General features: G+C 47.3%; 13 protein-coding genes. 11 read left to right on the forward strand and 2 right to left on the reverse strand.

Annotated elements, in window-relative coordinates; all coding sequences use genetic code 11:
• Nucleotides 1-13: 13 nt before the first annotated feature.
• Nucleotides 14-820: an NTP transferase domain-containing protein gene (locus LPB140_RS02905; RefSeq protein ID WP_083549871.1), complete on the forward strand. Its 807-nt coding sequence runs from the start codon at nt 14-16 to the stop codon at nt 818-820.
• On the opposite strand, the gene LPB140_RS02910 is transcribed toward LPB140_RS02905, so the two are convergent.
• Together LPB140_RS02910 and LPB140_RS02915 are read right to left on the reverse strand one after the other, a co-directional pair.
• Nucleotides 789-1,499, reverse strand: coding sequence for a nucleoside/nucleotide kinase family protein (locus LPB140_RS02910; protein ID WP_072558594.1), 711 nt, complete (start codon nt 1,497-1,499; stop codon nt 789-791). The genes LPB140_RS02905 and LPB140_RS02910 overlap by 32 nt on opposite strands.
• Complete coding sequence (locus LPB140_RS02915; protein ID WP_072558595.1) at nt 1,499-2,230, reverse strand: methyltransferase family protein; 732 nt, start codon at nt 2,228-2,230, stop codon at nt 1,499-1,501. Before LPB140_RS02915 ends, LPB140_RS02910 begins: the two co-directional genes overlap by 1 nt.
• Nucleotides 2,231-2,501: 271 nt before the next feature.
• Here LPB140_RS02915 and LPB140_RS02920 point away from each other — a divergent pair, with 271 nt between their 5' ends.
• The 10 genes from LPB140_RS02920 (at nt 2,502) to lpdA (ending at nt 13,299) form a co-directional block, all read left to right on the forward strand.
• A complete protein-coding gene (locus LPB140_RS02920; protein ID WP_072558596.1) occupies nt 2,502-3,290 on the forward strand; it encodes a succinate dehydrogenase iron-sulfur subunit in 789 nt (262 codons plus the stop codon).
• Nucleotides 3,291-3,329: 39 nt separating this feature from the next.
• Nucleotides 3,330-3,854 (forward strand): PaaI family thioesterase, encoded by a 525-nt coding sequence (locus tag LPB140_RS02925; protein WP_072558597.1) that lies wholly within the window; start codon nt 3,330-3,332, stop codon nt 3,852-3,854.
• A complete protein-coding gene (gene zapE, locus LPB140_RS02930; RefSeq protein ID WP_072558598.1) occupies nt 3,855-5,006 on the forward strand; it encodes a cell division protein ZapE in 1,152 nt (383 codons plus the stop codon).
• Between the two features lie 136 nt (nt 5,007-5,142).
• On the forward strand, nt 5,143-6,105 hold the full coding sequence (mdh, locus tag LPB140_RS02935) for a malate dehydrogenase (protein WP_072558599.1): 963 nt from the start codon (nt 5,143-5,145) through the stop codon (nt 6,103-6,105).
• Nucleotides 6,106-6,144: 39 nt separating this feature from the next.
• Nucleotides 6,145-7,032 (forward strand): succinate--CoA ligase subunit alpha, encoded by an 888-nt coding sequence (gene sucD / locus LPB140_RS02940; RefSeq protein ID WP_072558600.1) that lies wholly within the window; start codon nt 6,145-6,147, stop codon nt 7,030-7,032.
• Between the two features lie 65 nt (nt 7,033-7,097).
• Nucleotides 7,098-9,878 (forward strand): 2-oxoglutarate dehydrogenase E1 component, encoded by a 2,781-nt coding sequence (locus LPB140_RS02945; protein WP_072558601.1) that lies wholly within the window; start codon nt 7,098-7,100, stop codon nt 9,876-9,878.
• A 3-nt stretch (nt 9,879-9,881) separates the two neighbouring features.
• Complete coding sequence (locus LPB140_RS02950) at nt 9,882-10,274, forward strand: carbonic anhydrase (RefSeq protein ID WP_072558602.1); 393 nt, start codon at nt 9,882-9,884, stop codon at nt 10,272-10,274.
• A 13-nt stretch (nt 10,275-10,287) separates the two neighbouring features.
• Complete coding sequence (odhB, locus tag LPB140_RS02955) at nt 10,288-11,493, forward strand: 2-oxoglutarate dehydrogenase complex dihydrolipoyllysine-residue succinyltransferase (RefSeq protein ID WP_072558603.1); 1,206 nt, start codon at nt 10,288-10,290, stop codon at nt 11,491-11,493.
• An 8-nt stretch (nt 11,494-11,501) separates the two neighbouring features.
• A complete protein-coding gene (locus tag LPB140_RS02960) occupies nt 11,502-11,894 on the forward strand; it encodes a gamma-glutamylcyclotransferase family protein (protein WP_072558604.1) in 393 nt (130 codons plus the stop codon).
• A gap of 1 nt (nt 11,895) precedes the next feature.
• A complete protein-coding gene (gene lpdA, locus LPB140_RS02965; protein WP_072558605.1) occupies nt 11,896-13,299 on the forward strand; it encodes a dihydrolipoyl dehydrogenase in 1,404 nt (467 codons plus the stop codon).
• The last annotated feature ends 35 nt before the right edge of the window (nt 13,300-13,334 follow it).

Below are 13,334 nucleotides of genomic sequence, written 5' to 3' on the forward strand. Positions count from 1 at the left end.
AAAGGCGCAATAAATGGAAATGATACCGCAATTTGATGCCATTTTATTGGCCGGATCACGCCCCGAAATTGACCCATTGGCGCATGCCGCCAATGTTAGCTTAAAATCATTGGTCATGGTGCATGGCCGGCCCATGCTTTCATGGCCGCTGCGCCATATTTTATCGCACCCGCAATGCCGCAAGCTTTGTATTTTGGCCCAAGATTTTAGGGAGTTGTTACAACATCCACAGCTAAAGCCCCTATTAACCCATCCAAAGGCGCAAATGTGCATCAGCAATGATGGGATTAGCAGCTCTATCGCCGATATTTTAAACGGCAGCCAATTATCATCGCCCATATTGATATTAACTGGTGATAATGTGTTGATTAACGACATGATATTGGATGAATTTTTACAATCGGCAAAGGGTAATGATTTGGCCGTGGGCATGGTCGAAAAACGCACAATGATGGCAAAATATCCAGATGCAAAGCGCACATGGATAAAATTGCGCGGCGGGGCATGGTCGGGCGCAAATTTATTCTGGATTGAAAAGCCCGCCGCTATGCAGCCGCTTTTATCATTTTGGCAGGATGTAGAACAAAAACGCAAAAAAGGGCTGGCGATTATTGCCGCCTTTGGCCCATTTTTAATGATTGGCGCGGCGGCGCGTTTTTGGACAATGGGACAGGCAATTGCAAAGGCGGGGCGCCGTTTCGGGCTTCGCGCGGCATTGGCGCCCATCAATATTGCCGAGGCATGTATCGATGTCGATAAACCCGCCGATTTAATTCAGGTAGAGGCGATTATGGCGTCAGACCGTCAATATGGGCCATGACCGCCGCCTTTGCCTTTGCCAACATTTGGTCATAAGGTTCCAATGAAGACAGATCGACAATCGGCGCATTATTAAATGTTAATTGCGGGGTCGCGGCGACCTTTGCCTTTAATGATTCGATTTTATGATCTGGTTTGCGGGCAAAGGCGGTTTTCACATCAATATTCAATCTTATGACAAGATTGGGGATATAAGACGCCATTTCGGTATAAATGGCCAATTCATTTTTGGATAGCCAGCTGACCATTGCGCCTTCGGCCCTTGCCGCGGACAGGCCCGGCCCATCATAAAATCCTGGAACCTCCAATTGGGGGTAGCGGTCGGTCACCACCAACATGCCCGATTTACGCAAAGCGATCATTTTGGCAAAGCGGCGTGCGCGAATTTTTGAAAAAATATAAATGACCAATGCCGTCGCTACACCAGGAATTTTTGCGCCCTTGGTCCGGGCCTGTTTTGCCTTTTTGGATAATAATTTTTCAAAGGATGGCCCAATAATCGGCCATGCCTTTATCTTATTGCCCATGACACCGGAACGCAGGCCCAAATATGTGCTTTGCGCCGGACGCTGTGCCTGAATCCATGATAATAGGTCGGCAGAAAGGGTTGATTTGCCCGATCCATCACAGCCCACAACAGCGATGAGCGGTGCCAGATCGGATGCGTTTTCTTGTGCCATTAACTAATGCCGTCAAATGCCTTGCCAAATTGCCGCGCCGCGCCAAGCACCACCCGCAATATAACACAGACTGCAAATATATAATATAAAGTCAAATTTTCCGGAAATTCAAATCCATTTCGTGCAAAATCAAACAACACCACCGCGCTGGCCAATTGAAAGAATTTTTTATATTCGCGGCGAATCGCCCTGCGCCACCAAAAGGGATATTTTGGTTTCACCCATCCGGTCAGGCGCGGTAATAATGCTGGGATTCTGGCGGCCCATGCCTTATGCGCATCGCCAAATTTGGTGATAAGAAATTCTTCTTCGTAAAAACTGATTCGTTCGTAAATTAAAACGGATATTAAAAATACCAATGCGCCAAATTCCCATGATCCGCTTAACATCGCAATGCCGGTAAAATTCATGATACGGCCAACATATAATGGATTACGCACTACCGAATATGGTCCAGTGGTGTTTAATTCCGCTGCTTCGGCTTCTTTTTTTGCATTGCCTGATGTGCCAAGCGCGGCATATCCGCCAATGATGAAACGCCAAATGGCCGCACCCGCCGCAATGCCAAATGAAACCCATAACCATGCCATATTGGCAGCTTCGCTTTCAAATGGGCCATATTTCCCGCTGCAATAGGCGATAATAGCGCCCAAAATAATTACTGTATAAATATATGTGCCGCGAATGATAAATAATTTATGTCCGCTTTTTGCCAATTCTTGTTGATACATGCGCGTGCTTTTTCCAGTCTATTTGGCATAATATATGCCGATAATAAGTATATAATGATTTTGCGTCCCTTTGCCTTAAGCCGCCGCAAAGGTCAATCATTGGCGCATATGGCCTAAATTACACCTTATTATATCACTATATTTATATTATTTAAGGCGTGATTATGTAATTCCAATGATTGTTTGGGTTGAGAATAATTTTTTTTATGTTTAAACGAAGCTGTATTATGGCTGAACGACCATATTTTTTTGAATCTTAAAGGTAGCAAAAATGGCAGAATTCCTCCTTCCGAAAAATAGCAAAATTAAAAAGGGTATTACCCATGATGCTGGTGCCAAAAATGAAGGGGGCAATGTAAAGTCCTTTAAAATATATCGTTATGATCCTGATAGCGGCGAAAATCCTCGCTATGATAATTTTGAATTAAATCTTGATGAATGCGGCCCGATGGTCCTTGACGCGCTTATCAAAATGAAAAGCGAGCAAGACCCGTCTTTGACATTTCGTCGTTCCTGCCGCGAGGGTATTTGCGGTTCATGCTCCATGAATATAAATGGCAAAAATGGCCTTGCCTGCACCACCGCGATTGAAGATTGCAAGGGTGAGGTTCAAATTACCCCCTTACCACATATGGAGGTTATTAAGGATCTGGTCCCTGATTTCACCCATTTTTATGCGCAATATTCATCGATAAAGCCATGGTTGCAAACCGTTACCCCCGAACCATCGGATAAGGAACGCCTGCAAACCCCCGAAGATCGGGCAAAGTTAGATGGTTTATATGAATGCATTTTATGCGCCTGTTGTTCCACCAGCTGCCCTAGCTATTGGTGGAATAGTGATAAATTCCTTGGTCCTGCAATTTTGCTACAGGCATATCGCTGGCTTGCCGATAGCCGCGATGAAATGACAGGTGAGCGTTTGGATGAGTTGGAAGATCCATATCGCCTATATCGTTGCCACACGATTATGAATTGTTCCAATGCCTGTCCCAAGGGGTTGAACCCGGCAAAGGCAATCGCAGAAACCAAAAAAATGATGGTGGAGCGCCAGATATAATCTGTCTGTGCTATTCATCTTTTCGTAGAGGAAGGCGAATTGGAACAATCCGGCGATGAGCCCCATTTTTTAAGCCATAAAGTCGCCGCAGAGCCGGGCTGGTATAGTTGGGATATGGTGGATAAGGACCGCTATAACCAATTTTTGGCCCCTATTCGCATTAAAATGGGCCAAGATGGCATTGCCTTGGTCCGCATGACGCCGCGAATCGAACATAGCAATTTGGGCAATATGGTGCATGGCGGCGCATTGCTTGGCTTTATTGATGTCGCCTTATTCGCAGGTTGCGCCATATATCGCGTGGGGCGCGAAGGACCGTCGCTGACCGTTGATTTGCAAACAATATTTATTGGCGCGGGTAAATTGGACCGCGATTTATTTGCCAAGGTGGAAATAATGCGCGAAACTGGACGCATGATTTTCATTCGCGGCACAATTGTGCAAAGTGATGAAGACGCAGCGGTTGGCAATGGCGAAATTGATGAAGATAAATTAACTTATTTGGTGGCCAGTTTTTCCGGCATTATTAAAAAGACCAAAGCAATTTGGACGGATCCAGCATAAATGGCGGATTTGAAAATTCAATATCAAAAATTATTGGACAGCGGCCAGTTAAAGGCAGATCGCGATCAAAAAATGGCTATTGATGCGCTGAATGATATTTGCACAGCGTTGGAGGCTGTTCCCCCGCGCGGCAGCATTATTTGGCGGGCATTGGGGCGTAAACCCGAACCGGTGCGTGGTTTATATATGTGGGGCGGTGTTGGGCGCGGCAAATCCATGTTAATGGATTTATTTTTCGATAATGTGGATATTATTCGCAAAAGGCGCGCGCATTTTCATGAATTTATGATTGATATTCATTCCCGATTGCGCGTCGAGAGGGAAAAGGAGGCTGGGGACCCCATTGCGCCCGTTGTAAAATTATTGGCGGAGGAAACCCGGCTTTTATGCTTTGATGAAATGGTGGTTAATAATATGGCCGATGCGGCGATTATGTCGCGTTTATTTGCCGGTTTGATTGAACAGGGCGTTACCATTATCACCACATCGAACCGTGCGCCCGATGATTTATATAAAAATGGGCTGAACCGTGAATTATTTTTGCCCTTTATCACATTGTTAAAGGATAAATTGGATATTTTGCCGTTAAATGGGGTGAATGATTATCGCCGCCAAAGGCTGGGCGATGCGGCTTTATGGCATTGCCCCAATGGAGATGCAGCGACCAAGGCGCTGAGCGAGACATTTTTCAAGCTGACCGATTTCCCGCCGCAAGATAGCGAGCATGTGCCAAGCATGGAATTGCATGTTTCAAAAAGCAGAACATTATTTATTCCTCGCGCCTTAAAAGGGGTGGCGGTTTTTTCATTCAAAAAATTATGCGCAGCCGCCAATGGCGCGGCCGATTATTTGGCAATTGCGCGTCATTTCCACACGGTAATATTGGTCGGCATCCCCGTTCTTGGCCCAGAAAACCGCAATGAAGCGGCGCGTTTCGTTACCTTAATTGATGCATTATATGAATATCGTGTCAAATTATTGGCCAGCGCAGACGCACAGCCAGAGAATCTATATCCTGTAGGTGATGGCAGATTCGAATTTGATCGCACGGTTTCACGGCTGGCTGAAATGCAAAGCAATGATTATTTGAAATTGGGCCATGGCATGTCGGAAAATTTGGGCGATGAAATGCGCCAAATCAGCGATAAGTAGCTCGATTAAAGATATTGCAAATCAATTGCAATAACAAAGGCATATTTACGGCAAAAGCTGTTGTCTTTTATATAAAAAGCGACTAACGCCTAAGATGAATATATTTTTCTCTTTGTAGCTTAGGAGCAATATCAATATGGCACGGAATAAAATTGCGCTAATCGGCGCGGGCATGATTGGCGGAACATTGGCGCATTTGGCGGCGGCCAAGGAAATGGGCGATGTTGTATTGTTCGACATTGCAGAGGGCATGCCTTCTGGCAAGGCGCTTGATTTGGCGCAGGCTGCACCGGTTGAAGGTTTTGATGCAAAATTAAAAGGCACAAAAGATTATGCCGATATTGCAGGTGCGGATGTTGTAATCGTTACCGCTGGTGTGCCGCGTAAGCCTGGTATGAGCCGCGATGATTTATTGGGCATTAACTTAAAAGTGATGAAGGCAGTGGGCGAAGGGATTAAGGCGCACGCGCCAAATGCATTTGTTATTTGCATCACAAATCCATTGGACGCAATGGTATGGGCGCTTCGTGAATTTTCTGGCCTGTCGCATAATATGGTTGTTGGTATGGCGGGCGTATTGGATAGTGCGCGTTTCCGCCATTTCTTGGCCGAAGAATTTGATGTGTCGGTAAAGGATGTCACGGCATTTGTGCTGGGTGGTCATGGTGATACTATGGTTCCTGTGCTTGAATATTCTACCGTTGCGGGCATTCCTGTTCCTGACCTTATTAAAATGGGTTGGTCAACACAGGAGAAAATGGACGCGATTGTTGCCCGCACGCGCAGCGGCGGCGGTGAAATTGTTCAGCTTCTTGGCAATGGCAGTGCATATTATGCGCCTGCTACTTCGGCAATTGCGATGGCCGAAAGCTATTTAAAAGATCAAAAACGTTTATTCCCATGTGCGGCCCATTTGACCGGCCAATATGGCGTAGATGACCTATATGTTGGTGTGCCGATTGTTATTGGCGCAAAGGGCGTTGACCGTATTGTCGAAATTGAATTGAATGAAGCGGCAAAGGCTGGTTTCCAAATCTCGGTTGATGCGGTGAAGGAGTTATTGGTCGCCTGTAAGGCTTTGGATGAAAGCTTGGCATAATTGCCACGCAATTATCACTACCCGAATTAAGGATTTATTATGAGCATTTTAATTAACAAAGATACCAAAGTTATTACCCAAGGCATGACCGGTAAAACCGGCACATTCCATACCGAACAGGCTTTGGCCTATGGTACCAAAATGGTGGCAGGTGTTACCCCAGGTAAGGGCGGCACGACGCATTTGGGGCTGCCCAATTTTAACACAATGGCAGAGGCAAAAGACGCCACAGGCGCAACTGCATCGGTTATTTATGTGCCGCCCAAATTTACCGCTGCATCAATTATTGAGGCGATTGAAGCCGAAATGGAATTGATTGTCGCCATTACCGAAGGTGTTCCTGTATTGGACATGGTTGAGGTGAAGCGCAAATTAGAAGGATCAAAATCCCGCCTTATCGGGCCAAATTGCCCTGGTGTGTTGACCCCCGATGAATGCAAAATCGGCATTATGCCCGGCAGCATTTTCAAAAAAGGCAGTGTTGGCGTTGTGTCACGTTCTGGCACTTTAACCTATGAGGCAGTGCATCAAACAACTGCTGTTGGCCTTGGCCAAACCACAGCTGTTGGCATTGGTGGTGATCCGGTAAATGGCACCAACTTTATTGACGTTTTGGAATTATTCCTTGCCGATGAAGAGACAAAATCCATCATCATGATTGGTGAAATTGGCGGCAGTGCAGAGGAAGAAGCTGCGCAATTTATCGCCGATGAAGCGAAAAAAGGTCGCAGCAAACCTATGGTTGGCTTTATTGCGGGGCGCACTGCACCTCCAGGACGTCGTATGGGCCATGCGGGCGCGATTGTTTCTGGCGGTCAAGGCGGCGCAGAAGATAAAATCGCCGCTATGGAAGCAGCCGGCATCCGCGTATCGCCAAGTCCATCAGAATTGGGCACAACATTGGCGGCATTACTGGCCGGAAATTAATCCGGCCACTATGCCTAGCCACCCCCTTGGAATATAAATATAATTGCCAGATATAGAAGATAGCTATGAATGATTTCACTCCAGATATAAATTTGAATGAAGCTCAGGCTGGGCCAAGCTGGCAAAATAAGGGGTGGCCGGCGGCCATGCTGGATGATTTGACCGTCGCGCTTGACCCAACCCAAATGGCGGTTGAGGTGAAGGCGGCGGCGGCCAAGCGCGGCGAGGCAATGTCAGAGCAATCGGTGTTGGAGGCTGCGGGCGATAGTATCCGCGCGATGATGTTAATCCGCACTTACCGTGTGCGCGGGCATTTGGCGGCGAATCTTGACCCGCTGGGCCTGCATCAACGTGAATTGCCAGAGGATTTGCGGTCCGAATATCATGGATTTTCCGATGCTGATTTGGATAAAAAAGTCTATCTTGGCGGGACAATGGGCCTTGAATATGCAACGGTAAGGGAGCTTATCGACCTGCTTCGTGCAAATTATTGCGGCAATGTCGGATTGGAATATATGCATATTTCCGACATTGAGGAACGCCGTTTCCTACAAGAACGTATGGAGGGCAAAGAGGCCAATATCGAATTTACGCCCGAGGGTAAAAAGGCGATTTTGTCCAAAGTTATCCAAGGCGAAGTTTATGAAAGCTTTTTGGGTAAAAAATATGTGGGGACAAAGCGTTTCGGCCTAGACGGTGGTGAGGCGATGCTGCCCGCATTGGAAGCGGTCATTAAATATGGTGGCCAATATGGCGTGCGCGAAATTGTATATGGCATGGCGCATCGTGGCCGTTTGAACATTTTGGCCAATGTGATGGCCAAACCCTATCATGTTATTTTTCACGAATTTTCCGGCGGCAGTTCAAATCCTGATGAAGTGGGCGGTTCGGGCGATGTGAAATATCATCTTGGCACATCAACCGACCGTGAATTTGACGGTATCAATGTGCATATGTCGCTTGTCCCCAATCCATCGCATTTGGAGGCGGTGAACCCCGTTGTTTTGGGCAAGGTGCGCGCACAGCAAGTGCACCGTCAAGATACCAAAAAACATGCCGAAGTATTGCCCGTGTTAATCCATGGTGATGCCGCCTTTGCGGGGCAAGGCATTGTTTGGGAATGTTTAGGCTTTTCGGGGATTCGCGGATATAATACCGGCGGCTGTATCCATTTTGTGATTAACAACCAAATTGGTTTCACCACCAGCCCGCAATTTGCGCGTTCCTCCCCCTATCCATCGGACGTGGCAAAGGGTGTGCAGGCACCAATTTTACACGTAAATGGCGATGATCCAGAGGCGGTGACCTTTGCTTGTAAAATTGCGATTGAATTTCGCACCAAATTTGGCCGCGATATTGTTATCGACATGTGGTGCTATCGCCGCTTTGGCCATAATGAAGGGGATGAGCCCAGCTTTACCCAACCGTTAATGTATGCCGCGATTAAAAAACATCCAAAGGTTAGCGATATTTACGGTGCACGTTTAATAACCGAAGGCGTTGTGGATGATGCATGGATACAGGCTAAGCGCAGCGAATATGACAGCTTTTTGGAAGGCGAATTTACCGCCGCCAAAACATATGAACCAAATAAGGCTGATTGGTTTGGGGGCCGTTGGCAGGGGCTTGCATCTCCCGCTGATCCGGAAAATGCGCGGCGCAATGTGGACACTGCAATTGACCGTAAATTATTCGACAGCTTGGGCCGGATTTTAACCAAAGTTCCCGAAGATTTGAAAATTCACAAAACATTGGGCCGCGTGTTGGATGCCAAAAAAGCAATGTTTGACACGGGCGAAAATTTTGATTGGGCAACGGGCGAGGCTTTGGCCTATGGCAGCTTGGTTTCCGAGGGATATAATGTGCGTTTGTCGGGCCAAGATAGCGGTCGCGGCACATTCAGCCAGCGCCATGCCGTTTGGGTTGATCAGGAAACGGAGCGCCGTTACATCCCGCTAACCACCGTTCCACATGGTGAGTTTGAGGTGTTGGACAGCCCATTATCCGAATATGGCGTTTTGGGCTTTGAATATGGCTATGCCATGGCCGACCCCAAATCATTGGTATTATGGGAAGGACAATTTGGCGATTTTGCCAATGGCGCCCAAATTATGATTGACCAATTTATTGCCTCGGGCGAGGCGAAATGGCTTCGTGCCAATGGTTTGGTCATGTTGCTACCCCATGGATATGAAGGACAAGGACCGGAACATAGCTCGGCCCGATTGGAACGTTTCCTGCAATTATGTGCGGGCGATAATATTCAGGTCTGCAATATTACCACCCCTGCCAATTATTTCCACGTATTGCGCCGCCAAATGCTGCGTCCATTTCGTAAACCAATGGTGATTATGACACCAAAATCGCTGCTCCGCCATAAAATGGCAGTGTCCAGCGCGGAAGAATTTTTGGGTGACCAACATTTTATGCGGATTAAATCCGACACCAATGCCCCAGCGGATAATGATGTAAAGCGCCTTGTCCTTTGTTCGGGTAAGGTTGCGTTTGATTTGATTGAGGCGCGGGATGCGGCAGGGGATAAAAATACATCCATTGTTCGCATTGAACAGCTTTATCCCTTCCCCAATGAACCATTAACGGTCCGCCTGAAAAAGATGAAAAACCTTGAATCGGTTATTTGGGCACAGGAAGAACCAAAAAATAATGGCAGCTGGTTCTTTGTTGAATCATTGATTGAGCAAAGTTTGAAAGATGCAGGTTTTGCCAATATGCGGCCCATTTATGCGGGGCGTGAGGCATCTGCATCGCCCGCAACCGGTTTGGCATCACGTCATAAACAACAACAAGAAACCCTGATTGCTGAGGCTTTGGGGCATAGAGGTTAATTTATGAAAACGCTTCTTTCATTTCAATCCGATCAATTTGATACTATTAATTGCCCCGGCAATGAAATTAACCCGGATATTAAGGGTGCAAAGCTTGCCGATTTCTTATCAGAGCAATTTAAAGCGCATGGTTATTCGGGGGAAATTATTGAAGAAGATTGGGGTTGGATGGTTGAGCTGGATGAAAGCACATTCCCACTTTGGATTGGTTGCTCAAGCTATGATGACCCACCCGAATGGTTAATCCAAGTCCACCCAAATAAGCCATATGTGCGTAAATGGTTTAAAAAAATCGATACCCAAGCAGAAGTTGCAAAAATATCTTTATTATTAGAAGAAATAATGACCAAAAATGGCGGCGCGACGAACCTTAAATGGTTGGACGAGGGCGAATAAAAAAGGAATTGATATGAGCACCGAAGTAAAAGTTCCCGTATTGGGCGAATCCATCACCGAAGCCACCATTGGCGAATGGTTAAAAAAACCAGGCGAAGCCGTGGCATTGGACGAACCCATTGCCAGCCTTGAAACCGATAAGGTCGCGATTGATGTGCCATCACCCGTTGCGGGCGTGATGGGCGACACCTTATTTGCCATTGGCGACACGGTTGAGGTTGGCGCGGTTATCGCGAATATTGAGGCAGGATCAGGCGCAGCTGCAAAGCCAGTTTCTGCACCCGCCGCCAATGCAGCAAGCGACAGCACCGCATCTTCTGGCGACATGCCGCCCTTGTCACCTTCTGTTCGCCGTTTGGTATTGGAACATGGCATTGACCCCACAAAGGTAAAGGGAACGGGCAAGGATGGCCGCCTGACCAAGGAAGATGTTTTGGCCGCCGCCAATAATGCGCCCGAACAAAATGCGGCTACCACGGATAGCGCCGCTGCAGCACCTGCTGCATCTGGCCCAGTGCGGCGTGAAGAGCGGGTGCGTATGACCCGCCTACGCCAGACCATTGCAAAAAGGTTGAAATCGGCGCAGGAAAATGCGGCCATGCTGACCACATTTAATGATGTGGATATGACAGCGGTGATGGAAACACGCGGTAAATATAAGGATTTGTTTGAGAAAAAGCATGGCGTTCGCCTTGGCTTTATGGGATTTTTCACCAAGGCGGCGGCATTGGCCGCGCGTGATGTGCCTGCTGTTAACGCGCAAATTGATGGCGATGAAATTATATATTTCAACTATCTTGACGTGTCCGTGGCGGTTAGCGCACCAAATGGTTTGGTCGTTCCCGTCATCCGTAGTGCGGACCAAATGTCCTTTGCCGAAATTGAAAAAACAATTGGTGATTTTGGCAAACGGGCCAAGGACGGCACGTTGAAAATGGACGAAATGATGGGTGGCACATTCACCATTTCAAATGGCGGTGTGTTTGGATCGTTAATGTCCACACCGATTATCAACCCACCACAATCGGCAGTGCTTGGCCTTCACCGGATTGAACAACGCCCCGTTGTCATGCCCAATGGAGAGATTAAGGCGCGTCCAATGATGTATTTGGCGCTTTCCTATGATCACCGTATCATTGATGGCAAGGAAGCGGTGACATTTCTGAAATCCATTAAAGACAGCATCGAAGATCCATCACGTTTGTTGATTGATTTATAAGTAATTAGATGAACGACAAACCAACTGAGGCGCTTTTTTCATATGGCACATTGCAACAGGATAATGTGCAAATGGCGCAATTTGGTCGCTTATTATCTGGGCAAAAGGATGTTCTGACCGGATATAAATTGGGCGAGGTGAAAATTACCGACCCCGATGTTGTGGCCAAAAGCGGGCTTGACGTTCATCATATTTTATATGCCAGCAGCGCATCTTGTGATCGGGTTGAGGGCACATTATTTTGGATTAGTGAAGAAGAATTAAAATCAGCCGATGAATATGAGGTTGATGATTATATACGCCGCCGCGTTACTTTAACATCGGGGCAACAGGCGTGGGTATATATTGGGGTATATACTGGGGTTAATATTGGTGCAGATGCACCGCAAATGGAGCAATAAAATGGCTGAATTTGATTTTGATGTTTTGGTAATTGGTGCTGGCCCTGGCGGATATGTGGCCGCCATTCGCGCCGCACAATTGGGGCTTAAAACAGCCTGCGCTGAAAGCCGCGAAACATTGGGCGGAACTTGCCTAAACGTTGGTTGTATCCCGTCAAAGGCGTTGCTTCATGCATCGGAATTATATGAAGAAGCACATAGCGGCGCATTGGCAAAATTTGGCGTTAATGTTGGCAAAACCACCCTAGACCTTGACCAAATGCATGCTGAAAAAGTGAAAGCTGTAGGCGAATTAACCGGCGGTATTGAATTTTTGTTTAAGAAAAATAAGGTTGAATGGTTAAAAGGTTTGGCCAGCTTTACCAGCGCAAATAGTGTTGAGGTAAATGGCAAAACCGTCACTGCAAAAAATATCATCATTGCCACCGGTTCATCGGTTGCGCCGCTGCCTGGTGTAGAGGTGGATAATGAAAAGGCGATTGTGGTTGATAGCACCGGCGCACTTGCACTGCCCAAAGTGCCCGACCATTTGGTTGTCATTGGCGGCGGTGTCATTGGTTTGGAACTTGGCAGCGTATGGCGCCGTTTGGGCGCAAAGGTTACCGTGATTGAATATTTGGACCAAATCCTGCCCGGCATGGATAAGGATGTGCGTAAAGATGGCGCACGCATTTTCAAGAAACAAGGTTTTGATATTAAAACCAGTACCAAAGTTACTGGCGTATCGGTAAAGGGCAAAAAAGCCACCGTTACGGTTGAACCCGCCGCTGGCGGTGATGTCACGAATATTGAGGCCGACGCCGTTTTGGTATGTATTGGCCGCCGCCCGAATACCAGCGGGTTGAATGTAGAGGCTGCAGGCCTGTCCACCAATGATCGCGGATTGATTGAGGTTGATCACCGCATGCAAACCAAGGTAAAGAGCGTGTGGGCCATTGGCGATGTGACCCCTGGTTTAATGCTGGCCCACCGCGCAGAAGATGAAGGCATTGCTGTGGCGGAAAATATTGCTGGTCAAACCGGAATCGTCAATCATGATATTATTCCAGGCGTGGTATACACCCATCCTGAAATGGCAGGCGTTGGCAAAACCGAAGATGAATTAAGCGCCGCTGGTGTGGCCATTAAAATTGGTAAATTCCCCTTTGCTGGGAACAGCCGTGCCAAGGCAAACCGCGATACTGAAGGATTTGTAAAAGTAATTTCGGATGCCAATAGCGACCGTGTTTTGGGCGTGCATATTATTTCATCGCTTGCCGGAACTTTAATCGCACAGGCCGCACAGGCAATGGAATTTGGCGCAACGTCGGAAGATATTGCCTATACATGTCATGCCCACCCGACACATAGCGAGGCATTGAAAGAGGCCGCCATGGCGGTTCAGGGCAAACCAATTCATATGTAATTAATCTATTCACCGTGCATATATCATCCTATCAT

Origin of the sequence: Sphingorhabdus lutea (assembly GCF_001889025.1) — a bacterium.
Lineage (GTDB): Bacteria > Pseudomonadota > Alphaproteobacteria > Sphingomonadales > Sphingomonadaceae > Sphingorhabdus_B > Sphingorhabdus_B lutea.

Excerpts from the sequence above, each read along its gene's own strand:
- LPB140_RS02905 (WP_083549871.1), top strand. The coding sequence starts at position 14 with ATGGAAATGATACCGCAATTTGATGCCATTTTATTGGCCGGATCACGC.
- LPB140_RS02910 (WP_072558594.1), bottom strand. The coding sequence starts at position 1,499 with ATGGCACAAGAAAACGCATCCGATCTGGCACCGCTCATCGCTGTTGTG.
- LPB140_RS02915 (WP_072558595.1), bottom strand. The coding sequence starts at position 2,230 with ATGTATCAACAAGAATTGGCAAAAAGCGGACATAAATTATTTATCATT.
- LPB140_RS02920 (WP_072558596.1), top strand. The coding sequence starts at position 2,502 with ATGGCAGAATTCCTCCTTCCGAAAAATAGCAAAATTAAAAAGGGTATT.
- zapE (WP_072558598.1), top strand. The coding sequence starts at position 3,855 with ATGGCGGATTTGAAAATTCAATATCAAAAATTATTGGACAGCGGCCAG.
- mdh (WP_072558599.1), top strand. The coding sequence starts at position 5,143 with ATGGCACGGAATAAAATTGCGCTAATCGGCGCGGGCATGATTGGCGGA.
- sucD (WP_072558600.1), top strand. The coding sequence starts at position 6,145 with ATGAGCATTTTAATTAACAAAGATACCAAAGTTATTACCCAAGGCATG.
- LPB140_RS02945 (WP_072558601.1), top strand. The coding sequence starts at position 7,098 with ATGAATGATTTCACTCCAGATATAAATTTGAATGAAGCTCAGGCTGGG.
- LPB140_RS02950 (WP_072558602.1), top strand. The coding sequence starts at position 9,882 with ATGAAAACGCTTCTTTCATTTCAATCCGATCAATTTGATACTATTAAT.
- odhB (WP_072558603.1), top strand. The coding sequence starts at position 10,288 with ATGAGCACCGAAGTAAAAGTTCCCGTATTGGGCGAATCCATCACCGAA.
- LPB140_RS02960 (WP_072558604.1), top strand. The coding sequence starts at position 11,502 with ATGAACGACAAACCAACTGAGGCGCTTTTTTCATATGGCACATTGCAA.
- lpdA (WP_072558605.1), top strand. The coding sequence starts at position 11,896 with ATGGCTGAATTTGATTTTGATGTTTTGGTAATTGGTGCTGGCCCTGGC.